Here is a 25,911-nt window from a genome sequence, read left to right on the forward strand (position 1 = left end):
GACCACGTCGACATCGAGGATGGCGCCACCAATCCAGCACCGCGAGCACCGACCAGGGGGTCCTCAGCACCCCAGCAACGTTCGTGGCCAACGCACTAGCGGATCCTATGCCGGGGGGCGTGCCGCTCTTGGATGAGGGGGACGGTATGGCTCCGTGTCACCGGCTTGGAAGGCTGAGGACGCGGGTTGCCTCTGCGTTGCCAGACGCCCTAGCGTCCGGCCTTGGCCATGAAGCGCGTCCGTCCGGGAGGAGCCCCGTGAGCAGAGCGACGGCGATCGTCAACGCGAGGGTCTTTGACGGCACCCGGCTGCGGGACTGGACGTCCGTCCGGTTCGCCGACGGCATCATCACCGACGGCGCCACCGTTCCCACCACCCGGGACGGCGACGAGGTGATCGACGCCGAGGGCGGCACCCTGCTCCCCGGGCTGATCGACTCGCACATCCACCTCGTGCCCGGCGCGCTGGCGCAGGGGCTCGTGTTCGGTGTGACCACCGCACTGGACATGTTCAGCCAGGCCGACGTGATGGCCGCGGCCAAGCGGCAGGCCGGCGGGCGGGCGGACGTGGCCGACGTGCGTTCCGCGGGGATCGGTGCCACCGCGCCGGGCGGGCATCCCTCGATGATGTACGACCCGTTCCCGACCGTGAACGGACCGGAGCAGGCCGAGCAGTTCGTCGCGGACCGCGTCGCCGAGGGCTCGGACTATCTGAAGATCTTCGGCCCCTCAGGTGCGAGGGGTCGGTGGGCGACGCCGGGTTTGGACCTGGAAACGATCACCGCGTTGACCGAGGCGGCGCACAGGCGCGGACTCGTGGTGGTCGGGCACATCAACTCCGTGGCCGGGGTGGACGAGGTCCTGTCCGCGGGCGTCGACGTCATCGCGCACGTGCCCGTGGACGGTGAACTGGACAGAGTCCTGGCCGAGCGGATCGCCGAGGCCGGAATCGCGGTCGGCCCGACGCTGGCCACTCTCGAGAACGTCCTGGGTGAGCCGGGCGCGGCCGCCGTGGTCGCGGACCCGCGCCTCGCCGCGAGACTCGGGGACGCGCAGGTACGGCGGCTGGCCTCTGGCGCGTCAGGCCAGGAGGGGCGGAAAATGCCGCCCTACTCGCGCGCCGAGGAGAACGTCGGCCGCCTGGTCGCCGCCGGCGTCACGATCCTGGCCGGCACCGACGCCCCGAACCCGGGGACCGTGTTCGGGGCGAGTCTGCACCGTGAACTCGAACTGCTCCACCGATGCGGCATGACGCCCGCGCAGGCGCTGAGCTCCGCGACCGCCGCTCCGGCGCGCGTGTTCGCCCTCGCCGACCGCGGGCACGTCGCACCCGGTCGGCGCGCGGACCTCGTGCTCGTGTCCGGCGACCCGCTGACCGACATCACCGCGAGCCGAGGCCTCGAACGGATCTGGCGGGCAGGCGTCCTGTGCGACCGACGGCCGTTCGTCGCCAACGCGGCCGAGACGGCGGAACTCGACGCCTTCGACGCCCGGGTCGCGAAGGTCGTGGCGGCCGTCCGCGCACGCCGGTACGGCTTCGGCCCGCCCAAGGCCGGCTGAAAGGTAAAGCCACCTCCGGCGAGACCTGAGCCTCACGTCGGCGGCCGGGTGAGTCTGGCGGCCACGGCGTCGAGGACCCACTCCAGACCCGTCGCGAAGGACGTCTCGGCGTCCACGTCCGTGCCGTCGTGCACGGCCTTGGTCAGCGCCGGGAAGCGACCCGTGGCCAGCATTCTCGTCACGTGCGGGCCGGAGGCGCGCTGCCAGTCGCGCTTGGACAGACCCGTGGCGCGCTCGGCCCGCAGGTTCGCGATCTCGCGCCTGATCGCGCCGGTGGAGTAGGCGCTGACGGTCTCCACGGCGCGCATGACGGTGTCGATGTCGGCGAGGCCGTCGAGGGCGGCCAGCGTGGCCTCGGCCACGGCGAGGCCGTTCGGGCCCAGGGTCGGGCGGCCGCCGAGCAGGTCGGCCAGCCATTCGTGGCGGAGAGCGGCCCGCCTGGTGCGGTGGGCGAGCGTGTGCAGCGCGTCCCGCCAGTCCTCGGGCCGCTCCTCGGGGAGGATCTCGGCCTGGACCTCGTCCACCATGAGGTCGAAGATCTCCTCCTTGGTGGAGATGTATCCGTAGAGCCGCATCGGGCCGGCGTTCAGCCGGGCCGCGACCTTGCGCAACGACACCGCTTCCAGCCCGCCTTCGTCGGCCAGCGCGATGGCGGCGGCGACGATCCGCTCGCGGTCGAGGGGCACGGGGCGAGTCGGCGGCTCCGGCCGGTCCCACACAGTCATGCTCACACCGTACCGTTGCGATACATCGCAGCGAGCCAATACAGTGTATCGACATGAGACATCGCATCGCCGTGGTCGGGAGCGGCCCGGCCGGCCTCACCTTCGCCCGTGTCCTGCATCGCCACGATTACCCCGTCACCGTTCTGGAACGCGATCCCGCCCCCGACGCCCGCCCCCCGGGCGGCACGCTGGACCTGCACAAGGGACTGGGCCAACTCGCCCTGCACAAGGCGGGACTGCTGGCGGAGTTCGAGGCGCTGTCCCGTCCCGAGGGTCAGGCCATGCGGATCCTGGACACGGCCGGGACCGTCCTGCGCGACTGGCGGCCCCGTCCGGACGACCGGGCCAATCCGGAGATCGACCGGGGGCACCTCCGTGACCTGCTGCTCGGCCCCCTCCACGTCCGGTGGGGCCAGGACGTGACACGCGTGGTCCCGGGGAGCAGGGACGGCGCCGTGGTCCACTTCGCGGACGGGCGGCAGGAGACGTTCGACCTCGTGGTCGGCGCGGACGGCGCCTGGTCCCGGATCCGCCGGGCCGTCTCGCCGGTGACGCCGCACTACACCGGCGTCACCGCGGTCGAGACCTTCCTGGACGACGTCGACACCCGCCACACCGATCTCGCCAGGTTGATCGGCGACGGTTCCATGGCTGTGTACGGCGTGAACCGGGCCCTCGTCGCGCAGCGCAACAGCGGTGGCCACGTCAAGGTGTACGCCCAGTTCCGCGCGCCGCTGGACTGGCACACGGACCTGGACCTGACGGACGTCGAGGCCGTGCGATCGGGTCTGCTGGCCCTGTTCGACGGCTGGGCCGCCCCCGTCCTCGACCTCCTGCGTCAGGGCACCGCTTTCGTCCACCGCCCCCTCTACGTCCTGCCCGTGTCCCACACCTGGACCCACGTCTCCGGGGTGACGCTCCTGGGCGACGCCGCCCATCTGATGCCCCCACTGGGCGCGGGCGCGAACCTCGCGATGCTCGAAGGCGCCGAACTCGCCGAGTCCATCGCCACCGGTCCAGTGGATCTCGACGAGGCCGTCAGCGCCTTCGAGGAACGGATGTGGGAGCGGGCCGCCAGGTGGGCGAAGATGACGACAGCCGGCCTGGAACGCCTGGTCAGCCCGGACCCCGCCGAAGCGCTCGCCCTCTTCGACCAGGTACAGCCGTCCTGACCACCGAGCGCCGACACCCGGTCCGGTGCGCACGCCCTCCGGTTCGAACCGGAGGACGACGCCTGGTGAGGCGACCCCCGGACAACCACTCCGATCCCGCCGCCCCACGGGCAACCGCCACTGCACGACGCGGGAGTTCTGGGCGCGGTCGCCGGCCGGGCAGCCCGATCGGGAGCCGGATCCACAGCCGACCGCAAGTCCGTCGGTCCCACGGGCGGCCGCTGCCCCGTGCTCGGCCTGAGCGACCAACAGCAGGGTGAGCGCGGAGGACGGGGAGGGCGGGGAGGGCGGGAAGGCCGCATGCGGATGCTGACGCAGGAAGAGAGTCGCGCCTCGTCCGGCGAGGGATGCCCTGTCGGCTCCATCGACGCATCCACGATCCGCATCGCCACGGACCGGGGCGGACACCGAAGCACGCGGGCCTGTCGTACAACTCGGTGAGCCGGCCGGTCAGATGCGCAGCCACGTGCGTCATGGGCCCCCTGAGCACCACGAGGCTTTCGCCGCTTCCAGGGCCCTTCGCGCCACGGCGGCGCTCCGCCCTCGGGCACCGCGAGTTCGGTGAGCGCCGGCGCGGACACCGTCGTGGCTCCTCTCGGCCGCGCCACGCACGGGGCGCGGCCGGGAGGAGCCCATGCCGAGCGGGTGGTGGGTCACCAGCTGGACTTGCGCACTCCGGGCAGGAAGCCGGCGTGGGCCTGGGCCCGGACGCTGACGCGGGAAAGACCGAAGGTGCGCAGGTAGCCGCGAGGCCGGCCGTCGGTGGAGTCGCGGTTGCGAAGGCGCGTGGGGCTGGCGTCGCGGGGCTGGCGGCGAAGCTCGCGCTGGGCCGCGGCCCGATCGTCGGGTGAGGTACGGGGGTTGCGGATGATCTCCTTCAGTTCGGCGCGGCGGGCGGCGTAGCGGGCGACGACGGCACGCCGCTGGTCATTCTTGGCGATCTTGCTGCTCTTGGCCATCAGACCGTCTCCCCGCGCGCACGGATACGGGCGACGGCGGCTTCGATACCGATGACGTCGACGGTCTTGACGCCCTTCGCGCTGAGGGTGAGGCGGACGTGACGGCCCTCGCTGGGCAGCCAGTACCGCTTGCGCTGGATGTTCGGATCGAAGCGGCGGCGGGTGCGGCGGTGGGAGTGGGAGATGGCGTTGCCGAAACCGGGTTTGCGGCCGGTGAGTTGGCAGTGGGCGGACATGACTCTCCAGGGTCGAGGGGGTGGAACGGGAACCACCTTATCGAAAACGAAAACCATTTCTGTATAGTCTGCGGCATGGCACGCAACGAACTGCGGCCGGTGGTCAAGCTCCGTTCGACCGCCGGGACCGGCTACACCTACGTCACCCGCAAGAACCGCAGGAACGACCCCGACCGGCTCGTCCTGCGCAAGTACGACCCCGTCGCGGGTCGCCACGTCGAGTTCCGAGAGGAGCGCTGACCTCCCGTGAAGCCCGGCATCCACCCCGTGTACCGGCACGTCGTCTTCCGTGATCGCGCTGCCGGATTCGCCTTCCTGACCCGCTCGACAGCCACCGGTGACCGGACCGTCGAATGGGAGGACGGCCGCACCTACCCGGTGATCGATGTGGAGGTCTCCTCCGCGAGTCACCCCTTCTACACCGGTACCGCTCGCGTCCTGGACACCGCGGGCCGCGTGCAGCGGTTCGAACGACGCTACGGAAAGGGACAACCGTGAACCCCCGCCGGCCTCGGCTGCCCGTCGTGCTGGTCGCCGGGCTGCACGAGCAGGCCCGCAAGGCGGTGGTGGACGAACTGCTCGACTCCCCGGGCGTGGTGGCACTGCACCACGACCTGAGTTCCGCCGAGGGCGGCACGGTCCTGGCGAGCACCCGCGACCGGGCCGGCACGGTGGAGACCCACGAGACACCGCTGGTGAACGACTGCGCGTGCTGTGCCCTGCGCGAGGATCTCGTCCCGCGACTGCTCCGCCTCGCCGATGGCGGTGAGTACCGGATGGCGGTCGTCGAACTCTGGGATTCCGTCGAACCGCAGGCGATGGCCGAGGTCATCGCGGGAACGCAGCTCGGGGAACGTCACTCGGCGGAAGTCCTCGACCTGCGGGGAGTCGTCACCGCGATCGACCCCCAGCTGGTGCTGCCCTACCTCAGTTGCGGCGACGACCTGTCCGAGCAGCAACTGGCCGCGGCACCGACCGACCGGCGGACGATCGCGGACACCTTCGCCCGCCAGCTGGAATACGCTCCCGTGCTCGCCCTCGCCCCTGGCGACGAGGACGCCGACCCCGTGGACCTGGCGCTGCTCGCACAACTTCACCCCACCGCGCACAAGGTGGCGTACGGCTCCGGTCTGCTGCTGTCCTTCGCCACTTCCGGATTCGACGTACGCGCGGCCGCCGAACGTCAGCACCCGGCGTGCGCGCTGCTGCCCCAGGAAGCCGACGAACACGGCGTCGCCACACTGGTCTGGCATCGCACCCGGCCCTTCCATCCGGCCCGGCTGTACGCCGCGCTGGAGGACCTGACCTGCGCGGCCGCCCGCAGCCGGGGACGCTTCTGGCTGGCCGACCGCCCCGACACCCTGCTGTCGTGGGAGGCGGCGGGCGGTGCGCTGTGCGTGGAGGAGGCCGGGCCCTGGCTCGCCGCCCTGCCGGACGCCGCCTGGGACATGGTGCCGGCCACCCGCCGGGTGGCCGCCGCCCTGGACTGGCACCCCGAACACGGCGACCGGGCCCAGCACATCACATTCACCGCCCCCGGCCTGGACCGGGACGGGCTGCTGGAACTCCTGGAGTCCTGCCTCCTCACCGACGCCGAGTACACGGCGGGACCCGACGCCTGGCGACGCCTCCCGCATGCCTTCGACGATCTCTTCGCCCCTACCGCCTGAACCGCACAGGAGCCCTGCCCATGCCGTCCCGCCGCGACCCTCACAAGAAGCCCGCGAACCGCCCCAACCCGCTGGACACCGCGGGAATCACCTACATCGACTACAAGGACACCACTCTGCTGCGGAAGTTCATCTCCGACCGCGGCAAGATCCGCAGCCGCCGCGTCACCCGCGTCACGGCCCAGCAGCAGCGTGCCCTGGCCCGCGCCGTCAAGAACGCCCGCGAGATGGCACTGCTGCCCTACCGAGCACGCTGACGCCGGCCGCTTGATACGCCGACCCTCCCCAGGAACCGGGTCCGCCGCGCCCACGGCCCACCTGAGCGGTCCGTGGGTGCGGCGGCCGCGATCGGCGCCGCTGCGCGCCCTTCGGACGATGAACCGTCGTCCCGACCGCAGGTCGAGATTTCCCACGGCCCGCTTGGGCGCCCGGTCGGCATCCGCCACGCCGTGCCGCGGCCACGCCGCCTGCCGCGACGGCGCCCGGGTCCCGGGGCGGCAACGCCGCGGGCGACACCGCCCTGCGTGATTGCCGCGGCCAAGGCTCAGTGCCTCGTCCTGGCGCCGGCGGCGCCACCCGGAGCGGAGGGGAATCAAACGCGGCCTCCGGACGCTGGCCACTGGGTGAAGAAGATCGGATTCCTCTCCTTCGGTCACTGGTCGGCCAGCGAGCATTCCCAGGCCCGGTCGGCCGCGGATGTCCTGCACCAGTCGATCGACCTCGCGGTCGCCGCCGAGGAGCTCGGCGTGGACGGTGCGTACTTCCGGGTGCACCACTTCGCCCGGCAGGCGGCCAGCCCGTTCCCGCTGCTGGCGGCGATCGGCGCGCGGACCTCGAAGATCGAGATCGGCACCGGCGTGATCGACATGCGCTACGAGAACCCGCTGTACATGGCCGAGGACGCGGGCGCCGCCGACCTCATTTCGTCCGGTCGGCTGCAACTGGGGATCAGCCGCGGCTCACCGGAGCAGGTGATCGAGGGGTGGCGCCTGTTCGGCTACAACCCCGCGCCGGGCGAGTCGGACGCCGACATGGCCCGCCGCCACACCGAGGCGTTCCTCACGGTCCTCGGCGGCGAGGGTTTCGCCACGCCCAACCCGCGGCCGATGTTCCCCAATCCCCCGGGCCTGCTGCGGATCGAACCGCACTCCGAGGGGCTGCGCGACAGGATCTGGTGGGGCTCCGCGTCCAACGCGACCGCCGTCTGGGCCGCCGAGCTGGGGATGAACCTGCAGAGCTCGACGCTGAAGAACGACGAGACGGGCGAACCGCTGCACGTCCAGCAGCGCAAGCAGATCGAGGCCTACCGCGACGCGTACAAGAAGGCGGGCCACACCCGTGAGCCTCGGGTGTCGGTCAGCCGCAGTATCTTCGCCCTGACCAACGACCTCGACCGGGCCTACTTCGGTCGCGACCGCGGCTCCCGGGACCAGGTCGGCATGATCGACGACACGACCCGGGCCGTCTTCGGGCGCTCCTACGCCGCGGAACCGGAGGAACTGGTGAAGCTGCTGCGGGACGACGAGGCGATCCAGGCCGCGGACACCCTGCTGCTGACCATTCCGAACCAGCTCGGCGTCGACTACAACGCGCATGTGCTGGAGAGCATCCTCACCCACGTGGCACCCGAACTCGGCTGGCGCTGAACCCCGGTCAACGGACGGGCGGCCCGGATCGCCGGGCCGCCCGTCCGGGCGGCACAGCCGGCGGCCGGCGCTCGCGAAGCTGCCTCACCGGCGCCGCGATCCCTGGCATCGGAGTCCGCTCTGCGGCGCGCGGCCTGGTCGGCCGCCGGCGAACGTCGCTGCCGGGCCCGTCTGTGAGCCGTTGCCGAGGTCATCCAGAACCGTCGCTCACCGCCGTGCCCCGGCTGCCAACACCCCGGGCGTCCGCGTATGCGGCGGTCGGCGCCGCCCGCGCGGCGGGCCCCTGTCCGGACGGTGGTGGAGCCAACGATGACCGCGCCGGCTCCTCGGAAGGTGGCGCCCATCAGCCTCGGTCAGTCGGGACAGAAGCGCACGACCATCGGGCGATACTTGTCACGTCAATGATATGCTTGACACTCGTCAAGCACCTCCGTCATTGCTTGCACCCCGCGTGCGGCTCGGACGAAAGCGGCACAAGCCGGAAACCGCCCTGCCGCGAACGTCGTCGCGCCGCCCCATCACCTTCTTCCTATGACTGGGACCCCTCGTGTACATAGCCGCCGTCATCCTCAGCGTTCTGCTCGCCCTCGTCTTCCTCGCCGCCGGCGCACCCAAGATGCAACTCAAGGGCGCCGTGCCGGACGGCCTCATCGAGAAAGGGCTCAGCTCCGGTCTGGTCCGATTCGTCGGCGTCGCGGAGGCGGCCGCGGCAGTCGGACTGATCGTCGGCATCTGGTGGCAGCCGCTGGGCATCGCGGCCGCGGCCGGCATGGTGGTGGTGCTCATCGGCGCGATCAACTTCCACGCCAAGAGGGGCGAGTACGGCGACAGCGCGACGCGCAATGCCGCCATCACGCCCATCGTGCTGCTGCTCGTGGCCGCGGCCACCGCCGTCACGCTGGCCGTGTCACTGTAGGGGCGCGCCGCTTCGCCGGAACCGCCCCCACTACCGGCGAAACCCCCACCACACTCCGGTCCAATGGCTCCGTCACGACTCCTCGTCGCGGCGGAGCCATCCGGCGCATCTAGCTAGGCGTCCACGGTCTCGCCGGGCGAAGGCGGGAGCAGGCCCCGGAGGACGAGACCGGAGAGCGCGTCGGCCATGTCGTTCCTGTCGCGTTCCGTCACCAACGCGGCGGCGGGGTTCAGCCGCTCGGCGATCGGGTCCTGCGCCAGGGCCAATGCGGGAGCGGTGACGGCGAAGTACAGGATGTGCGCCGGCGTACGCGGAATGCGGCCGGCCGCCATGAGCCTGTCGACCGTCGGTTCGATGCTGTCCCAGAAGGGCTTGATGAATCGCTGGTGGAGGTAGTCCAGGCGGTCGGAGTCGCGGGTGGACTCGTCGCTGAGCAGCCGGTTCATGCCCGAGGCGTTCGCGGCCACGCGGTAGAGCGCGACGACGACATTCCTCAGGCGTTCGCCGTCGTCGCGGCTCTCCGCGAGCAACCGGTCCAGCGCGGACTGGGTGTCCCGTAGCCCGAAATCCACCACGGCGCACCAGAAGTTCCACTTCGAACCGTAGCGTTCGTTGATGAAGTTGTGACTGACCTCGAGCCGCCGGGCCAGCTCCCGCATGGTGGTCGCGGCGTATCCGAGTTCGGCGAAAGCGGCCAGGCCCCGCCGGAGGATCTCGCTCTCGTCCATGCGGACCGGGGCGTACTTCCCGCGCGCCGCCTCCTTCACGTCCCGTGCTGGTGTTCCGTCCGTCACTACGACATCTCTCCGTTCGGTGCCCCGCGGCCTGATCTTGATCGCGCTCCCTGTCGAGCGCCGAATGTCCCGTTTCCCCAGGTATCGCTGCGCTGCCGGACCTGGGCACGAGGCGTTTCGAGACCCAAGCCTTTCACGCCGTGTACAGCCCGAGGGTGGGGCGAACCCCGGGGCCGACGAGGAAGGGGTGACGCGCTTGACGAGCGTCAAGCTGTGACACATGATTGACGTGTCAAGCACATCGGCGCCATGAGGCGCCGACGACTACGTCTTCCAGGAGTGCCCCGTGTTCTTCAGTAAGACCCGTGAGGCCGTGTCCCCGCCTGCCGCCTCCTCCCAGTCCGGACGACGCAGGAAGGTGATCGGCACCGCGGTCGGCGTCGCCGCCGCCCTGACCGCCGTGGCCGTCCCCGCCGCGGCTCAGAGCCAGGGGTCGCACACCGTCCCCGCCGGCCACTCCCGCCACCACTACCTGTCGCCGCTGCAGGTCACCTCGGCGTACTACGCCAGTTACAACGGCGACCTGGCCGCCGGCTTCGACCGCTACATCTCCAAGGACCTGGTGCTCCACGGGTTCAACGGCCCGGAGAACCGCGAGGACTGGATCAACGGCGACCTCAACATCAAGGCGGGGCTGACCGGCTTCAAGATGACCGTCCTGGACCAGATCGTCGAGGGCGACAAGGTCGTCACCCGCTGGAGCTTCGCGGGACGCCACACCGGAACGGTCTTCGGCATCCCGGCTTCCGGCCGCGACGTCCAGCTCAGCGGCATCTCCATCGACCGCGTGATACACGGCCAGTCCGTCGAGCACTGGTCGGAGGGGAACTTCGGCGTGTTCCTGGACGAGCTCCGCGGCGAGACGCCCCCCGGCACGGTTCACCCCAGCACCAAGTAGGCCTGCGCCAACCCTCACTCGGCTCCGCCGGGGCCGGATGACCAACCCACCCCGGGCGTGCCGTGCACAACGGTGCGCCCGGGGAGCGGGCACGAGCACGAGGCACGAGGCGCAAGGCCCTTCGCACCATCGATTCGGCAGGAGAACGTTCCATGGCAACCCTTCTTGACGGCAAGGTCGTGCTGATCACCGGCACCGGCGTAGGCATGGGTCGCGTCGCGGCGCAGGTGTTCGCCAGAGAAGGAGCGAAGGTCGTCGGATGCGACATCCGGGCCGACGCCAACGAGGAGACCGTCGGCCTCGTCCGCCGAGCGGGCGGTGAGATGACGGGCATCGCTCCGATCGACCTCACGGATCCGGACCAGGTGCGGCACCTGGTCGAGGACGCCGCGGCCGCCTACGGCGGACTCGACGTCGTGTACAACAACGCGGCCTCCCTGCGCTTCGGCGCCATGCCCGACTTCCCCGTGGAGGACTGGCGGGCGACCATCACCGGCGAGCTCGACATCCCGTTCTACGTCTCGAAGTTCGCCTGGCCCCACCTGGTGAGCCGCGGTGGCGGCGTCATCGTCAACGTCGCGTCCATGGCCGGCATGATCGCCGGCCACAACCCTCCGATGGTCGGGCACACCGCGGCGAACGCCGGAGTCATCGGCATGACGCGGCAGATGGCTCTCGAAGGCGCCGCCCACGGGATCCGCGCCGTGGCGATCAGCCCCGGCCCCGTCCTGACCCCTGCCAGCGACCGCGACCTCGGCGACAACCAGGCGATGCGGGACGCCATCACCAGCAAGACGCTGCTGAAGCGCTTCGCCCAGCCCGAGGAGATCGTGGAACTCGCCGCCTTCCTCGCGTCCGACCGCGCCTCGTACATCACCGGCGCCAACTACGCCGTCGACGGCGGCGCCAGCGCCTGGTGACACGGCGCGCGGTGGCCCGGTCCCGCCCTGTCTCCCCGGGGTGGGACCGGGCCACTCCCTTCCCGCGCCATGAGCCCTTGACAGGGTCGCCAGGCTGGTCATGACCAAGGCCCGGGACGGCGTTCCGCACGGCACCCGCGGTGGCGGCACAGTCTCCGGTGTCCCTCCCCTAGGGTTCCGATGCGACTGTCGACGGGTGCCACCCGCCGGCGGCGCACAGCAGACAACATCACCCTTGGGGATGAACGGGACACCCTTCAGCGGCCCCCGACATCGCGTCAGGGGGAACCGCCCGCGCGGCGGCTCCTGGCGACATGCCGCCCGGGGGCCTTCCTCTGACGGTGGCCCATCCGGGCGTTCTTTGACCATGGCACATTCCCTGGAGGGGGTCGGGCCGGTTCCGCGGGCTAGCGTGACCTCACACCGCCCTGGCAGAGCACGATCCGCGAAACGGCCGTGTCGCTCCTGCGGTCCCTCCGTGAGCAAGCAGAGGAGTCGCCCGACATGTCGAACCACTTCACCGGCCTCAGTCTCGGACCGCCGCTCGGCGACCAGCGCCTCGACCTCTGCGACCTCTACGCCTTCGCAGCCCCCGGCGATCCGAGCAGGACCGTTCTCATCCTCAACGCCAATCCCAACGCCGATGCCCTCCACCCCGACGCCGTGTACCGACTCAACATCGACAACGACGGCGACTACCTGACCGACATCGCCTTCAGCTGGGTCTTCAGCCCGCCGGGAGCCGACGGCTCGCAGACCTACAGCGTCTTCATGGCAACCGGCACGGCGTCCCGCGCACCCGAGGCGGTCGGCACCAAGATCGTCTCGGACGCGGCTGTGTCCTTCGGCCCGCAGGCCAACGTCGTCAGCAGCGGCGACTACAAGGTGGCCGCCGGCAGCCGAAGCGATGCCTTCTTCTTCGACTTCGACGGCATCAAGAACCTGTTCGACACCAGCGGCAAACGGAATTTCACCGCACCGCATCTGAGCGGGAAGTCGCCGTGGACCGGCGTCGATTCCAACACCACGGCCAATGTCTTCTCCATGGCCGTCGAACTGCCGACCGCGGAGCTGGCCCCCCAGCCCGAGCTCCACATCTGGGGCCGGTGCAGCGTTCTGCGCGACGGCGAACTCGTCCACGCGGACCGGGCCGGGCACCCGTCGGTGAGCAGCTTCTTCAACACCGACGACACAAAGGAGGAGTACAACGCCAGCGAGCCGGTGAACGACCGGGCGAGGTGGACGGACCAGTTCGTGCACCTGCTGGGCCACACCGGCGGCTACACGCGCGAAGAGGCGATCACCGCGATCGACGAGCACGGCCTCCTTCCGGACGTGCTGAGCTTCGACCCCTCCAAGCCGGCCGCGTACCCCAATGGCCGGACATTCACCGAAGACGTCATCGACATCCGCGTCGCGTTCCTCACCAAGAACGAGGCGCCCCCGACCGGTCTGACCCCGCACACCGACACCCTGGACCGGTTCCCGTACCTCGGCGATCCGCATCCGGCAGCCGCCTCCTGAAGCCCGTTCCGGCGGCACTCCCGGAAGCTCCGGGCCACTGCGCCCGGCAGAGCACCGCGGGCAGGTCCGGCGCGGGGATGGGACGGCGGAATGCGTGCCGGGCGCGTACGCCACAACAGGGCCGACGCCGCACGCCGACATCAACCGACCGGCGACGCCGTGTTGTCGGGCCCCAGCTCTTCCGCCACCCGATCACTCATGTTCGGGCAGTACACCCCGACTCCGAGTACCAGCAACTTCCTGGCGTCCTCCACCTTGGTGCCCCACTGCGGTCCATTGGGGTACAGAACTCTCGGGTTGAGGATGTACTCGGTGCTCTGGCCGGCGGCGAGCGCGTCGCACCACTTCTGCGGGAACGGGGCCAGCTCATCGTCAGGGGGGCCCTTCTCTGCCCAGCTCTCGAAGTGAGCCGAGTGCGCGGCGTCGAGAAACCTCTCCTTCTTGCTGACGTTCCGCCCCTCGCCGCTGTCAGTACAGCCGACGGCGGCTCCGGCGAGGAGGGCGGCGGTCAGGGCAGTGACGGTGGAGCGACGCATGATGTCCCCCCGTTGGCAGCTTTTGTCAGGGACAATCATCCACGGTGATGGCGGAGTTGCGCAGGATCCGGACCGAAACGCGAGGCGGCACAAGCTCGGACTCCATCCGGATCCTCTGAAGATCCGCCAGGACCTCAAGCGGGCGAATGCTGCGGACGAAGTCTTTCGTGTGTCGCTTTTTGCTGCGGGCAACTGCCTTGCGAGTGAACCCTCACCCTGGCGAGGCCCGCAGGCTCCCGGGGGCTTTACACCTTGTCCGCCCAGATCCGTCGGGAGGCCGACACGGGGTCGGCTGCCACCGAGGCGGGCACGTCCCAGATCCGCGTGAGCGCCTCACCCTTCCGGTACTGCGGCCAGCCAGGGTCGCCGGTGGCGGCGAAGGCCGTCAACGACCGGCGGAACTCCTCGGCCAGGCCGACAGCCTCCGGCGGGATCGAGTCGCCGAAGAGCATGGCCGCCATCGGACCGTGGAAGTTGCCGAATGTCAGCGGTACGTCGAGCAGGTGGCAGGCGCCGAGCGCCCCGCCGAACACCGGGGTCGGCCATGCCACCTCATACGACCAGCTGCGGCCGGAGTGCTCCTCGGCGCACCACGTCGACGGCATGCGGAAGAACGCGTCGGACTGGATGAGGATGTACAGATCGGCATCGGAGGCGCCAGGGTAAGCGGCTCGGTAGGCATCGAGAGGAACGCCGTGCGCCGCCGCGACACGAGCGAGATCAATGGCAGAGAGGTTCTCGCCCATCGCCATGGCGAAGAACCGGTACTCGTCGCGGGCGAACCCGGTCATGAGGTCGACCTCCGCACGCAGGCCGCGCCAGGGCTGGTCACGCACCAGATCCCCGTCCACCACGAGCCCGTAGGGAGTGACCTCGCCCTCCCTGGACTGCACGGCGTGGATCGCCTCGGACGCCACGCCTGCGAAGGCCTCGGAAGTGAGCGGAACACCGAGCGCCGCCGCGATCCGCTCTGCCGTGCCGCGCGCCTGGTCTTCAGGCAGAAAGGCCGCTGTGACGCTCTGTCCGACGGCTCGTCCGAACAGCCCGCGGCCGGCCTCGGCGGCCGTCAGCGCCGCCACGGCGCTGCCTCCCGCCGACTGCCCGAAGATCGTCACATTGCCCGGGGCCCCGCCGAAACGCGCTATGTTCTCCTGCACCCAGCGCAGGGCCGCGAGTTGGTCGAGCAGTGCCCGGTTCTGCGGCGCGTCCGGCAGCCAGCCCAGGCCCTCGAAGCCGGTGCGGTAGTTCAAGGTCACCAGCACGACGCCCGAGCGGGCGAGGTTCGAGCCATCGAACTCGGGCTGGCTCGCGGAACCGAAGATGAACGCTCCCCCGTAAAGCCAGACCATCACCGGGAGACCGGCTGCCCCGGGATCGGGCGTCCAGACATTCACGGTCAGGCAGTCGGCATCGTCACCCGGGTGCCACAACGCCGGCAAAGGAGGCATCTGGGCCTGCGGGGGCGAGGCACTGAAAGCGGTGCCGTCGAGGACGCCGTCCCACGGCTGCGGCGGCTGCGGCGGCTGGAAACGCCGGGGGCCGTCGAGAGGCGCGGCGTACGGAATGCCCCGGAACGCGCTGACACCCTTGTCCGTCACGCCTCGCACGGCGCCCTGGATCGTTTGCACGATGATGTTTTCCATACTGCAGCCAGGCTCCGCTCTCAATGGAATAGGCACGCCCGGATGCTACCTCCGTACCGGGGGGCGGCAAAAAGCTTTCATTCAATGAAAGTTGCGTAGCATTCCGAGCCGCGGAGCCCACACGGGCGCGAATCTTGGTGGATCGAGAGGACAAGGGCCTGCGCTCGCACTCGGCAGAGCAGGCCGTACGTGCTGGCTGTCGCCCCGACGGATCAGCCACCGCCCGCCGGGAACGGTATCCGAGCGACATTCACGCCGATGGGGCGCAACCCAGGCCGACGCTTCCCAGCGCATTCCGTGAGGCTTTCCCGGGCCATGATTTTTGGATGAAAAGCGCGTCCCACGGTGATCCAGAACCAGAAGCGCGCCTGCATTCGGGACGCAGATTGATCAGACGTCATCCCATTCGGCGAGGCGGCTGTTGGCCGTGGCAGAGGTTGTTGAACGGCTGGTGACCGGAGGAGCTGTGGGCACTGTTCCAGCGCGTGGTGCCGGCGACGCGCTACCGCGGACTCACCATTTGAGAGGGCCTTCGAGCACAGCCACAGGTACGCCGGGGTGCTTCCGTGCGCCCCATCCCCCGTTCGGGTGAGGACTGGCATCATGGCTGCCCATGACGCCCGGGCCCGTCTTCCGCCTCGCACATGCCGCGGTGTTCGCGGCCGTGTGTGCAGCGGTGTCAGGCCTGGGACATGCCCTGATGTCGTGGGCGGTTCCGGGCTGGGCGGTGGGGTACGCGTTCGCCGTGACGACCGCCGGGGCGTGGTGGCTCGCCGGTCGCCGTGAGCGCGGTGCCCTGGCGGTCACGGCGTCGACCGTGGTGACCCAGTTCGCCCTGCACGGCTGGTTCAATCTCGCCCAGGCCTTCGTCACCGCGCCGTCGGGTACGGCGGCTGTGCCTGTCGGGCATCCAGGTCCGGGCACCTCGGGCGCGATGCCCATGAGCGCGCTCTCCATGAGCGGCTGGTCCCCCGGCATGCTCGCGGTTCACGTCCTGGCCGCGGTGCTGTGCGGCCTGTGGCTGTGGCGCGGCGAGGCTGCGGCCTTCCAACTCGGCCGCGCCTTGGCCGGGTTCGTCTTCGCTCCCCTGCGCAGGGCCTCACGCGCCCATGTCGTCGCCCTCTCACCGGCCCCGGCGACGCCGGTGTCCCCTCACGCCCCTTCGCGCCTCCGCCGGCAAGCAGCCCTGCGGTACGGCGTCACCCGGCGCGGCCCACCGTGGACGGCGATCCGCTCCTGACCGCCCGTCTCGCTCATCGGCGATGACGGGCGCAGTCCGGCGTGCCCACGCGTACCGCCCGCCCCGCGCCCTGCCGCGCTCAGGTGGCGGCCGCCGTGCCACGCCGTACCGCCGTCCAGGCGGACCGAATCGTCGACTTCGCGAGTGCCCGCGCCCAGCGCGCCAGGTGCCGATTGGGGATGCACCCATGTCATCAACACAAGAACGAACGCCGAGAGACGACGCCCCCGCAGCGGCGTCAACCGCCCCGGGAAGCGGTCCCGAACAGCAGGCTCGTTCGTGGAAGGGCGTGCGGGCGCTGCTCGTGCGACTCCACTTCTACGCCGGGGTGTTCGTCGCGCCCTTCCTTCTCGTGGCCGCCCTGACGGGGCTGGCCTACACCCTCGCACCCCAGCTCGACCAGCTCGTCTACGGCGACCAGCTCAGCGTGGCGAAGGCCGGAAACGAACCGCGCCCGCTCGCGGAGCAGATCGCCGCGGCCCGGAAGGCCCACCCGGAGGGCACACTGTCCTCGGTCATCACTCCGCCGGGCCCGGAGGACACCACGCGGGTGGTCCTGTCACTGCCGGAACTGGGCGAGAACCAGCGCACGGTGTTCGTCGACCCCTACACCGCCGAGGTCAAGGGCGCGCTGACCACGTGGTACGGCTCGACACCGCTGACCACATGGCTGGACGACCTGCACCGCAATCTGCACCTGGGTGAGACCGGCCGCCTGTACTCGGAGCTCGCAGCGAGCTGGCTGTGGGTGATCGTCGCCGGAGGGCTCGTCCTGTGGCTGGGACGCGCCCGCGGACAGCGCGCCAGGTCGGCGCGCGGCGTACTCCTGCCGGACCGCTCCGCCCGGGGGGTGCGGCGCACCCGCAGTCGGCACGCGGCCGCCGGCGTGTGGCTCGCCGTCGGCCTGCTCGCTCTCAGCGCCACCGGCCTGACCTGGTCCCACTACGCCGGTGCCCGGTTCGGAGAACTCCTGGACGCGGCCAAGGGGCACGCGCCCGAACTGGTCACCGCCCTGCCCGGTGGAGCCGAGGCGGCGGCGGGCGAGCACGCGGAACACGCTGGACACGGCACCGGCCACGGCACGGCGTCGGCGGACCCAGCCGACTTCGACGCGGTCCTCACGGTCGCCCGCGAGGCCGGGTTGGGCGGCCGGGTGGAGCTGACGCCGCCCGCCGACACGACGAGCGCCTGGACCGCGGCCCAGGACGACGACCTCTGGCCGGTCCACTACGACCAGGTCGCCGTCGACGCCGCCAAGGGCGAGGTCACCTCGGAGAGCCGGTGGGCCGACTACCCGGTGCTGGCCAAGGTCAGCAAACTCGGCGTCCAGGGCCACATGGGGCTGCTCTTCGGCATCGTCAACCAGATCCTGCTGGCGCTGATCGCGGTCGGCCTGATCTCCGTCATCGTGTGGGGCTACCGCATGTGGTGGCAGCGCCGCCCCACTCGCGGCGACCGCATGGCGGCATTCGGCAGGGCTCCCGTACGAGGGGCGTGGCGGCAGCTCCCCGTGCCCGTACTGATCATCGGCGTCCCCGCCGTCGCCGCGCTCGGCTGGGCCCTGCCCCTGCTGGGCATCACACTGCTCGCGTTCCTCTTCTACGACGTAGCGTTCGGGCTCTACCTGCGGCGCCCCACCGACTGACGTCACGACAGAGCACGGGACAGGAACTGCCTCCGGTCCGGCACGCCCACTGCGCCGGACCGGAGGCCGACACCTTCAGTGGAACGGTCAGACGGCACACACATCCGAGCAGTCCCGCAGACCACGTCATTACAGCCCCCTTCAAAGATCATCGCCCCCGGTATCAGCACCTGGGAAAACGAGATCGTGTGCCCCCGGTCCCCGTGCCCGCCGTCGGCCCCGGCCCGCTCCAACCGCCTCCTCAAAGGGGGACGACCGCTGTCCGGACCGTGGGCAGGCGGCGCAGGACAACCGCGAAGGCCCACGTCCCCCTCCCCGCGGCCACCACGCTTCGCGTCCGGCACCACCGCACATCAGCCCTCTCCGGAATCCAGGTCGGCCGTCGCCGGACACCGGCTGCGCGGCGCGAATGAGCGCTTTTGCCCCTATCCGTCTACGGCGTTCCGCCTCCCGAAGCCCCCACCGCATCGGGAAAGTCCCGGGTGGAGCTGACGCCGCGTAGGGCGAGCCCTACGATGAGCGCGTGAACCTCAACAGCGCAGCCGTAGCGGCTGTACGGGCCGGCATGCCGCGTGTTCCCGCGCCGCGCCGCTGTTGTCGCTGAACACCCCGGGCCCCGGCCCCCTCGCCCCGGTTCACTGACCTTTCGGCTCCCCCGCCGCTTTCATGCGCGCCTTGCACGTCCTCAGCCGTTCCCGCCCAGGAAGCAGGACTGCCATGACCCGTGCACAGCACACCTCCGCTCCCGTGGATGAGCCCTCCTACGACCGCTTACGGCTGCGCCAATGGCTTGCCGGACGGGCTCGTGGCGACGGGATGTCCCGCCGCCAGGTGCTCTCCCTGCTCGCCGCGGGCACCGCGGCACTCGCCCTCCCCAGACCGGCGAGGGCCGCCGCAGCGACCGCCGCGGGCATCGTCAAGCCCCTGCCCGACGAGTGGTTCACCGTCCGCGGCACCAACGCCGAGACCAAATGGGGAGCACTGCGCGCCACCGGATACCTCACCCCGGCCGAGCGCTTCTTCGTCCGCAACCACACCTCCACCCCCGTCATCGACGCCGGTCCCTGGCGGCTGAAGGTCTGGGGCAGCGGACTGCGCGGAGGTCCCGGCATCGATCAGGCGGTCGAGTTCGGACTCGACGACCTGCGCGCGCTGCCTCGCGTGACGCACACCGCCTTCGTCGAATGCGCGGGAAACGGGCGGAGCTTCTACACCTCGCAGCAGGGCCAGAGCGTCACCGGCACCGCATGGACCCTCGGCGCCGTCGGAGTTGCGCGCTGGCGCGGCGTGCGGCTGGCGGACGTGTTGCGGCAGGCGGGGATCCTCCGGCACGCGGTGGACGTCATGCCGCGCGGTCTGGACGACGAGTACGTCACCGGCGGCATCAGCCTGGGCCACGTCCGGCGGCCCCTTCCGGTGGCCAAAGCCCTTGACGACGTGATCCTGGCCTACGAGATGAACGGCGACCCCTTGCCGGCCGACCATGGTCACCCGGTGCGGGTGCTGGTCCCCTCGTGGGTCGGAATCTCCTCGGTCAAGTGGGTCGGCGACATCGAGGTCGCCGCGCAACCGCTGTACTCACCGTGGAACACCGACTTCTACCGGCTGTTCGGTCCCGGATTCCCCGAAGGCGGCAGCGCACCGCTCACCCGGCAGACGATCAAGAGTGCCTTCGAACTTCCCGGCGAAGCGGTCTTCGCCGCAGGCGTGCATCACATCCTGCACGGCCGGTCCTGGTCCGGAGCCGGGGCGATACGCAAGGTGGAGGTCAGTACCGACGGCGGTGCCGGCTGGCGGCGCGCCCGGTTGCGCGACACCCCACGCCGGGACGGCTGGGTGCGCTGGAGCGTGCCCTGGCTGCCGCGCGCGGAGGGCCCGACCACGCTGCTGGCACGCGCCACGGACACCGCAGGGCGTACCCAGCCGGACGAGGCCGAGTTCAACACGCAGGGCTATTTCTTCGACGCCGTGGTGCGGCACCCGGTCCTGGTCCGGCGGCCCGCACACCTCGCGGCCGCCGGGAACCCGACCGGAAGGTCCGGTCACGTCTAGCCCGGCTCGGACAGACCCGACCGTGATCGGCCCCACCCGCGACGGCCGGGGCCTCACGCCGCGGCGTGAGGCCCCGGCCGCGGCCTTCGCCGCCTCGAAGCGGGCGGTGACGTCGTTCCAGTCGACGAGGTCCCAGAGTTTGGTGGCGTAGTCGGGGCGGACGTTCTTGTACTGCAGGTGGCAGGCGTGCTCCCAGGTGTCGAAGACCAGCAGCCGGGTGGTGCCCCGGCCGACGTTGCCGTGGTGGTCGTAGACCTGCTCGACGATCAGCCGGTTGCCCAGCGGTTCCCAGGCCAGGACACCCCAACCGGAGCCGCCGGGGTGCTCGTCGATGGCCTCGGCCAGCGCCTCGCCGGGGCGGTCGCCGCCGTACGGGGAGGGGTTCTGCCAGAAGACCGAGCAGGACGTGGCCGGAGAGGTGGAAGGCGAAGGCCTTCTCCAGGCCGACAAAGCCCAGAGGGGGTGAGGGCGTCCTCCCGGGCGACCCGGGGACTGGTGGGCCGGCGACCCCTTGACCACTTCATTGCCTTATGAGCGTTGGTTGTTAACTGCAAAGAGATTGCAGATAGTTCTCAGTGGCGCCTAAGTTGGCATGTCAGCAGGCATGTACAGAGACACGAGGCGCTCATGTCCACCGCTCCGCCCGTCGCAACGGGAGCCCCGTCCCTGCTCCACCGCGTCCGCCATGCGCTCAGCGCCCGGGAGTGGGCAGGCGTCGGCGGCATGGCGGCCTTCGTCGTCGGCCTGCACGTGATCGGCTGGTTCACGCTCGTGGCGATCGTCGCGCCGGAGCACTACAGCCTCGGCGCGAAGAGCTTCGGGGTCGGCATCGGGGTGACCGCGTACACGCTGGGCATGCGGCACGCCTTCGACGCCGACCACATCGCCGCGATCGACAACACCACGCGCAAGCTGATGGGCGAGGGGCAGCGGCCGCTGTCGGTCGGCTTCTGGTTCTCCCTCGGGCACTCCTCGATCGTCTTCGGGCTGGCCTTCCTGCTGTCACTGGGCGTGAAGGCGCTCGCGGGGCCCGTGGAGAACGACGACTCTCAGCTCCACGACGTCACCGGCTGGATCGGCACGACCGTCTCCGGCACGTTCCTGTACGTCATCGCCTTCATCAACCTGCTGATCCTGGCCGGGATCTGGAAGGTCTTCCGGCGGATGCGGTCCGGCCACTTCGACGAGGCCGCGCTGGAGGAGCAGCTGAACAACCGCGGCTTCATGAACCGGATCCTCGGGCGGCTGATGAAGTCCATCACCAGGCCCTGGCAGATGTACCCGCTCGGCCTGCTCTTCGGGCTGGGCTTCGACACCGCCACCGAGATCGCCCTGCTGGTCCTCGCCGGCTCCGGAGCCGCGTCCGGGCTGCCCTGGTACGCGATCCTGTGCCTGCCCGTGCTCTTCGCGGCCGGCATGTCGCTCCTGGACACCGTCGACGGCTCGTTCATGAACTTCGCCTACGAATGGGCCTTCTCCAAGCCCGTCCGGAAGGTCTACTACAACCTCACCATCACCGGCCTGTCCGTCGCCGTCGCCCTCATCATCGGCAGCGTCGAACTGCTCGGGCTCATCGCCGACAAGGCCGGCCTGCACGGCGTGTTCTGGGACTGGATCGCCGGTCTCGACCTGAACATCATCGGCTTCGTCATCGTCGGGCTCTTCTTCGCCACGTGGCTCGTGGCCCTGCTGGTCTGGAAGTTCGGCCGCATCGAGGAGAAGTGGACGGCACGCCTGCGCCCCGCGGAGCCGCACGCCGACTGACCCACCTCCCAGGGCTCCCGCTCGTTCCGCGACGCCCCCGGACCGCGCCGATCGGTCCGGAGGCGTTCACGTACGTCTGCCGAGCAGGCGGGCGCCCGGCGCTCCAGGCGCCGGGGCGGGGAAACGCCGGGCCGGTCTCGGCAGTGGCTCGACGACCTCGCGGAGCCCTAAAGCGCCCGCTCGGGAACGGAGTCCCGGGATTCCGGGTGATCTGGTTCATCGACGGGGGCGGCGGCGCGCAGCGCCGCCTCGACCCGGCGGTTGCTGGTCATGGTCGCGGTGATGGCGGTCATGGTGAGGAGGAGGCCGGCGGCGGTGTAGAGGGGGGTGCGTACGTCGTAGGTGGTGGCCAGCCAGCCGCCGAGGAAGGCGCCGAACGGGGCGGCGCACATGGCGAGCATGCGGGAGGTGGAGGCGACCCGGCCCATGAGGTGGGCGGGGACGATCGCCTGTCGGAGGGAGGGCGCGAGCACCATCGTGGCGCCCATGCCCGCTCCGCATACGGCGAGCGCGAGGCCGGCGACGTACGGGTTCGGGGCGGCGGCCAGGCCCGCGATGGCGAGTCCCTCGACTGCGGCCGTGCAGGTCAGCGCGGCGCCGGTGCCGAGTCGCCGGCCGAGGAAGGAGGCGATGCCCGCGCCGAGCAGACCGCCGGTGGCCTCCGCCGTGAGGAGCAGGCCGAAGCCGTAGGTGTCGATGCCGAGGCGGTCGTGCGCGAAGAGGGCGAGTACGGTCTCCACGGCGAGGAAGGCGATGTTCCCGACCGCCGGACGCAGCGCGAGCCCGAGCAGCAGCCGATCCCTGAATACGTACGAGGCACCCGCCCGCGCCTGCCGCAGCAGCGACTCACGGGCCTGCGGTGCGGGCCGGGGTGCGGCCGGCAGTGACCGTACGAGCAGTGCGGAGAGCGCGAACGAGACCGCGTCGGCGAGCAGCGGGACAGCCCGCCCGAGCGTGAGCAGGGCACTGCCCGCGGGTGGCCCGGCGAAGCCGGACGCGGCGGTCTGGGTGCCGCGCAGGCGGGAGTTGGCGCGCTCCAGGGACGCGGGGTCGCGGCCGAGCAGATCCGGCAGGTAGGCCGTGGCGGCCGTGTCGAAGAAGAGTCCGCCGAGGCCGAGGAGGAAGGCGACGGCCGCGAGCAGGGGAATGCTCAGCACGTCGAGCGCTGCCGCTGCCGCCGGTGCGGCGAGGAGCACCGCACGCGCCGCGTCCGTGACCCACATCGTGCGCCGGCGGTCCCAGCGGTCCACCAGTGCACCGCCGAGCACCCCGAAGAGCAGCCACGGTAACGTTCCGGCGGCCGTGACGACGGCGAGGGCCATCGGATCGCGCGTCAACGTCAAGGCGAGCAGCGGCAGTGCGGCATGCGTGACCCCGTCACCGAGCGAGGACACCGTCTGTGCGGTCCACAGCCGTCCGAAGCCGGACGGCAACTTCTCGAGGCCCGACGTCACTTGGCACCCCCTTCGGCCCGCTCGCGCGACGCCGGGTGGAACAGTGCGAAGACGAGTGACGCATCCGGCAGCGACGGATCGGACAGCTCCCGGTACTCGTCCGCCAGTGCCTGCAGCCGCGCCCCCAGTTCCGCGAACTGCTCCTCGGTGAGCCGAAGATGCGCCATCCGCACATGCCGTTCGGCATCCGCCGGCGCCGCCTCCAGGTCCGCCACCGCGTGCCGTATCAGCACGTCCGGCCCTCCCTCGCCCGGGTCCGGCAGCTCGATCGAGCGTGCGGCCATCGCGTAGTACCGCTCGGTGACCCCCCGGACCTTCCGCGTCCGTACCACCTTCACCAGGCCGGCCCGCTCCAGGAGCCGTACGTGGTAGCTGGAACTCCCCTTCGCCAGGCCCACTCGCTCGGCGATCTGCGTGATCGTCGCGGGCTCGAAGCGGAGGACGGCCATGATCCGGTGACGCGTGAGATTGGAGACGGCGCGCAACTGCTCGTCAGTGGTGACGTGGAACGTCTCGGGTAGATCGTCGGTAGGCATGCGAGCAATGGTCAACGATTCTTGACCATTGCGCAAGGGGATGCGCGCGGACGTCCAGAATCGGCCCGCGGACGGCGGCGTGCGCGGTGCCGCAGCGGGCTCCTGTCGACCTGTGCGGCACTACCGTCACGGTGCTCGGCCCGTCGAACCGGAGTACGGCAACGCCTGTGTGCACGGCGGCACTCACGGCTCGTGGAGTAGACCAGGGCTGTCGAACGCCCCCCCCTGAGGCCCGCAACCGGCCGTTCGCCACGGCCTCCTGGGCACGCCTGCGCTCCCCCGCCCGTGGATCGCAGGCGCTCGCGTATGCCCCACCAGTGAAGTCGTATGCGCCGATCCGGCCCCAGCCACTCGTTCGGGTGAGCCACCAATCCCGCACCGGGAGCGCGACGAATGACCTGTGTGAGGATCTTGAGCACGCGGCAACTGACACGCAGCGCCCTGGGCGCGCTGTCCGGACTGCTCGCCGCCGGCGCCGCCCTGGCGGCAGCGGAGTTGGCGGCGGGGGCGCTGCGCCCGCAGGCCGGCCCGGTGGTCGCGGTGGGCGGTGCGGCGATCGACCGGACACCGGCGGCCGTGAAGGACTGGGCGATCCGTGCGTTCGGCACGAACGACAAGTTGGTGCTGCAACTCGGCATTCTCGTCGTGCTCGGTCTGCTGGCCGTCGGGCTGGGTCAACTGGCCCTGCGGCACCGGCGCACCGGGGCGGCCGGAGTGCTCGCCTTCGGCGTGGTGGGGGCGACGGCGGCGCTGAGCAGGCCGGACTCCGCCGGGGTCCTCGACGCGCTGCCGTCCCTGGCGGGCGCGCTGGTCGGCGCGGCCCTGCTGTGGATCCTGGTCGGGCGCCTGACCTGGGTCGGCGGGCCCGTCGCCGAATCCGAATCGGCTTCGGTCCGCGACCGCCGCCGCTTCCTGCTGGCCGCCGCCTCGGCTGCCGCATCGTCGGCAACGGCCGGCGCATTGGGACGTGCGCTCGCCTCCTCCGCCGGTGATCAGGCGGTGGCATCCCGCGCGGCCGTCCGGCTGCCGCTGCCGGGGTCCCCCGCGCGACCGCTGCCGCGCGGTGCCGCCCTGCGGGTGCCCGGGATCAGCCCCTTCGTCACGCCCACCGCCGACTTCTACCGGGTGGACACCGCTCTCGTGGTCCCGGCGATCGACGCGACACGGTGGCGGCTGCGCGTCCACGGACGCGGTGTCACCCGCCCGCTGGACCTCGGCTTCCAGGACCTGCTGCGCCGTGAACTGGTCGAGCGGGACATCACCTTGACCTGCGTCTCCAACGAGGTCGGCGGCCCGTACGCGGGGAACGCCCGCTGGCTGGGCGTGCGCCTCGCCGACCTGCTGCGCGAGGCCGGCGTACGGCCGCCCTCCCAGGGCGGCCCGGCGGACCAGCTCGTCTCCCGCTCCGTGGACGGCATGACGATCGGGACACCCGTCGAGGAGGTCATGGACGGGCGCGACGCGCTGCTCGCGGTCGGCATGAACGGCGAGCCCCTGCCGTTGGAGCACGGCTTCCCGGTCCGCATGGTCGTCCCCGGCCTGTACGGCTACGTCTCGGCCTGCAAGTGGATCGAGGACCTCGAGCTGACCACCTTCGACGCCTACGACCCGTACTGGGTGAAGCGGAAGTGGGCACGCCGCGCCCCGATCAAGACGCAGTCCCGCATCGACACGCCCAAGCCGTTCGCCCGCCCCGCAGCGGGGACCGTCGTCGTCGCGGGCGTCGCATGGGCGCAGCACCGGGGCATCGAGCGCGTCGAGATGCGCGTCGACGACGGCCCATGGCGGGACGCCGACCTCGCCTCCCAGGCCACCACCGACACCTGGCGGCAGTGGTCCCTGTCCTGGGAGGCCGCCCCCGGGCCGCACACCCTGACCACGCGGGCCACCGACGGCACGGGAGCCGTGCAGACCGCCCTGCGTGCCCGGACCATCCCCGACGGCGCGACCGGCCGGCACTCGGTGGTGATCACCGTGGACTGATGCCGCTCACCGTCGCCACCCCATAAGCCGTGCACCACG

Annotated in this window: 24 protein-coding genes and 1 pseudogene; 16 read left to right on the forward strand and 9 right to left on the reverse strand. The window is 71.0% G+C overall.

Annotated elements, in window-relative coordinates:
- The first annotated feature begins 257 nt into the window (after positions 1–257).
- Positions 258–1,559: an amidohydrolase family protein gene (locus PV364_RS32070; protein WP_319664029.1), complete on the forward strand. Its 1,302-nt coding sequence runs from the start codon at positions 258–260 to the stop codon at positions 1,557–1,559.
- Positions 1,560–1,591: 32 nt separating this feature from the next.
- On the opposite strand, the gene PV364_RS32075 is transcribed toward PV364_RS32070, so the two are convergent.
- Positions 1,592–2,284: a TetR/AcrR family transcriptional regulator gene (locus PV364_RS32075; RefSeq protein WP_319664030.1), complete on the reverse strand. Its 693-nt coding sequence runs from the start codon at positions 2,282–2,284 to the stop codon at positions 1,592–1,594.
- 53 nt (positions 2,285–2,337) lie between these two features.
- Here PV364_RS32075 and PV364_RS32080 point away from each other — a divergent pair, with 53 nt between their 5' ends.
- Positions 2,338–3,456 (forward strand): NAD(P)/FAD-dependent oxidoreductase, encoded by a 1,119-nt coding sequence (locus PV364_RS32080; protein WP_319664031.1) that lies wholly within the window; start codon positions 2,338–2,340, stop codon positions 3,454–3,456.
- A gap of 653 nt (positions 3,457–4,109) precedes the next feature.
- Here PV364_RS32080 and rpsN read toward each other — a convergent pair.
- Positions 4,110–4,415, reverse strand: a complete 306-nt coding sequence (gene rpsN / locus PV364_RS32085) for a 30S ribosomal protein S14 (RefSeq protein WP_319664033.1) — start codon at positions 4,413–4,415, stop codon at positions 4,110–4,112.
- A complete protein-coding gene (gene rpmB, locus PV364_RS32090; protein ID WP_319664034.1) occupies positions 4,415–4,651 on the reverse strand; it encodes a 50S ribosomal protein L28 in 237 nt (78 codons plus the stop codon). Before rpmB ends, rpsN begins: the two co-directional genes overlap by 1 nt.
- A gap of 75 nt (positions 4,652–4,726) precedes the next feature.
- Here rpmB and rpmG point away from each other — a divergent pair, with 75 nt between their 5' ends.
- From rpmG to PV364_RS32120, 6 genes are all read left to right on the forward strand, one after another.
- Complete coding sequence (rpmG, locus tag PV364_RS32095; protein ID WP_319664035.1) at positions 4,727–4,891, forward strand: 50S ribosomal protein L33; 165 nt, start codon at positions 4,727–4,729, stop codon at positions 4,889–4,891.
- 6 nt (positions 4,892–4,897) lie between these two features.
- Entirely contained in the window at positions 4,898–5,149 is a 252-nt protein-coding gene (locus PV364_RS32100; RefSeq protein ID WP_319664037.1) for a type B 50S ribosomal protein L31, read from the forward strand.
- On the forward strand, positions 5,146–6,321 hold the full coding sequence (locus PV364_RS32105) for a GTP-binding protein (protein ID WP_319664039.1): 1,176 nt from the start codon (positions 5,146–5,148) through the stop codon (positions 6,319–6,321). Before PV364_RS32100 ends, PV364_RS32105 begins: the two co-directional genes overlap by 4 nt.
- A 20-nt stretch (positions 6,322–6,341) precedes the next feature.
- On the forward strand, positions 6,342–6,578 hold the full coding sequence (gene rpsR / locus PV364_RS32110) for a 30S ribosomal protein S18 (RefSeq protein WP_319664040.1): 237 nt from the start codon (positions 6,342–6,344) through the stop codon (positions 6,576–6,578).
- 366 nt (positions 6,579–6,944) lie between these two features.
- Positions 6,945–7,967, forward strand: coding sequence for an LLM class flavin-dependent oxidoreductase (locus tag PV364_RS32115; RefSeq protein WP_319664041.1), 1,023 nt, complete (start codon positions 6,945–6,947; stop codon positions 7,965–7,967).
- Positions 7,968–8,514: 547 nt separating this feature from the next.
- Entirely contained in the window at positions 8,515–8,883 is a 369-nt protein-coding gene (locus tag PV364_RS32120; RefSeq protein WP_319664042.1) for a DoxX family protein, read from the forward strand.
- A 113-nt stretch (positions 8,884–8,996) separates the two neighbouring features.
- Here the strand turns inward: PV364_RS32120 and PV364_RS32125 are convergent, their stop codons facing one another.
- A complete protein-coding gene (locus PV364_RS32125; RefSeq protein WP_319664044.1) occupies positions 8,997–9,677 on the reverse strand; it encodes a TetR/AcrR family transcriptional regulator in 681 nt (226 codons plus the stop codon).
- A 286-nt stretch (positions 9,678–9,963) separates the two neighbouring features.
- On the opposite strand from PV364_RS32125, the gene PV364_RS32130 reads away from it, so the two are divergent.
- The 3 genes from PV364_RS32130 (at position 9,964) to PV364_RS32140 (ending at position 13,019) form a co-directional block, all read left to right on the forward strand.
- Positions 9,964–10,575, forward strand: coding sequence for an ester cyclase (locus tag PV364_RS32130; RefSeq protein ID WP_319664045.1), 612 nt, complete (start codon positions 9,964–9,966; stop codon positions 10,573–10,575).
- 152 nt (positions 10,576–10,727) lie between these two features.
- Complete coding sequence (locus PV364_RS32135) at positions 10,728–11,495, forward strand: SDR family NAD(P)-dependent oxidoreductase (protein ID WP_319664046.1); 768 nt, start codon at positions 10,728–10,730, stop codon at positions 11,493–11,495.
- A gap of 504 nt (positions 11,496–11,999) precedes the next feature.
- Entirely contained in the window at positions 12,000–13,019 is a 1,020-nt protein-coding gene (locus tag PV364_RS32140) for a DUF4331 family protein (protein WP_319664047.1), read from the forward strand.
- Between the two features lie 140 nt (positions 13,020–13,159).
- Here the strand turns inward: PV364_RS32140 and PV364_RS32145 are convergent, their stop codons facing one another.
- Positions 13,160–13,555 carry a DUF732 domain-containing protein gene (locus tag PV364_RS32145; RefSeq protein WP_319664048.1) on the reverse strand — a complete coding sequence of 132 codons (396 nt, stop codon included), beginning with the start codon at positions 13,553–13,555 and terminating at the stop codon, positions 13,160–13,162.
- Between the two features lie 245 nt (positions 13,556–13,800).
- Positions 13,801–15,198, reverse strand: coding sequence for a carboxylesterase/lipase family protein (locus tag PV364_RS32150; protein WP_319664049.1), 1,398 nt, complete (start codon positions 15,196–15,198; stop codon positions 13,801–13,803).
- Positions 15,199–15,898: 700 nt separating this feature from the next.
- Here PV364_RS32150 and PV364_RS32155 point away from each other — a divergent pair.
- The 3 genes from PV364_RS32155 (at position 15,899) to PV364_RS32165 (ending at position 20,135) form a co-directional block, all read left to right on the forward strand.
- Positions 15,899–16,438, forward strand: a complete 540-nt coding sequence (locus PV364_RS32155) for a hypothetical protein (protein ID WP_319664051.1) — start codon at positions 15,899–15,901, stop codon at positions 16,436–16,438.
- Positions 16,439–16,625: 187 nt separating this feature from the next.
- Complete coding sequence (locus PV364_RS32160; protein WP_319664052.1) at positions 16,626–18,083, forward strand: PepSY domain-containing protein; 1,458 nt, start codon at positions 16,626–16,628, stop codon at positions 18,081–18,083.
- A 717-nt stretch (positions 18,084–18,800) separates the two neighbouring features.
- Positions 18,801–20,135 carry a sulfite oxidase gene (locus PV364_RS32165; RefSeq protein ID WP_319664053.1) on the forward strand — a complete coding sequence of 445 codons (1,335 nt, stop codon included), beginning with the start codon at positions 18,801–18,803 and terminating at the stop codon, positions 20,133–20,135.
- A gap of 81 nt (positions 20,136–20,216) precedes the next feature.
- Here PV364_RS32165 and PV364_RS32170 read toward each other — a convergent pair.
- Positions 20,217–20,580: pseudogene (locus tag PV364_RS32170) on the reverse strand (superoxide dismutase); the annotation flags it as partial.
- Between the two features lie 182 nt (positions 20,581–20,762).
- On the opposite strand from PV364_RS32170, the gene PV364_RS32175 reads away from it, so the two are divergent.
- Positions 20,763–21,899 (forward strand): HoxN/HupN/NixA family nickel/cobalt transporter, encoded by a 1,137-nt coding sequence (locus tag PV364_RS32175; RefSeq protein WP_319664055.1) that lies wholly within the window; start codon positions 20,763–20,765, stop codon positions 21,897–21,899.
- A gap of 167 nt (positions 21,900–22,066) precedes the next feature.
- Here the strand turns inward: PV364_RS32175 and PV364_RS32180 are convergent, their stop codons facing one another.
- A complete protein-coding gene (locus PV364_RS32180; RefSeq protein ID WP_319664057.1) occupies positions 22,067–23,353 on the reverse strand; it encodes an MFS transporter in 1,287 nt (428 codons plus the stop codon).
- The gene (locus PV364_RS32185) at positions 23,350–23,889 is read right to left on the reverse strand and encodes an ArsR/SmtB family transcription factor (RefSeq protein WP_319664058.1); all 540 of its coding nucleotides are present in this window, start codon (positions 23,887–23,889) and stop codon (positions 23,350–23,352) included. Before PV364_RS32185 ends, PV364_RS32180 begins: the two co-directional genes overlap by 4 nt.
- A gap of 393 nt (positions 23,890–24,282) precedes the next feature.
- On the opposite strand from PV364_RS32185, the gene PV364_RS32190 reads away from it, so the two are divergent.
- The gene (locus tag PV364_RS32190; protein WP_319664059.1) at positions 24,283–25,872 is read left to right on the forward strand and encodes a molybdopterin-dependent oxidoreductase; all 1,590 of its coding nucleotides are present in this window, start codon (positions 24,283–24,285) and stop codon (positions 25,870–25,872) included.
- Positions 25,873–25,911 lie beyond the last annotated feature (39 nt).

It is taken from the genome of Streptomyces sp. MI02-7b, from assembly GCF_033793585.1.
GTDB lineage: Bacteria > Actinomycetota > Actinomycetes > Streptomycetales > Streptomycetaceae > Actinacidiphila.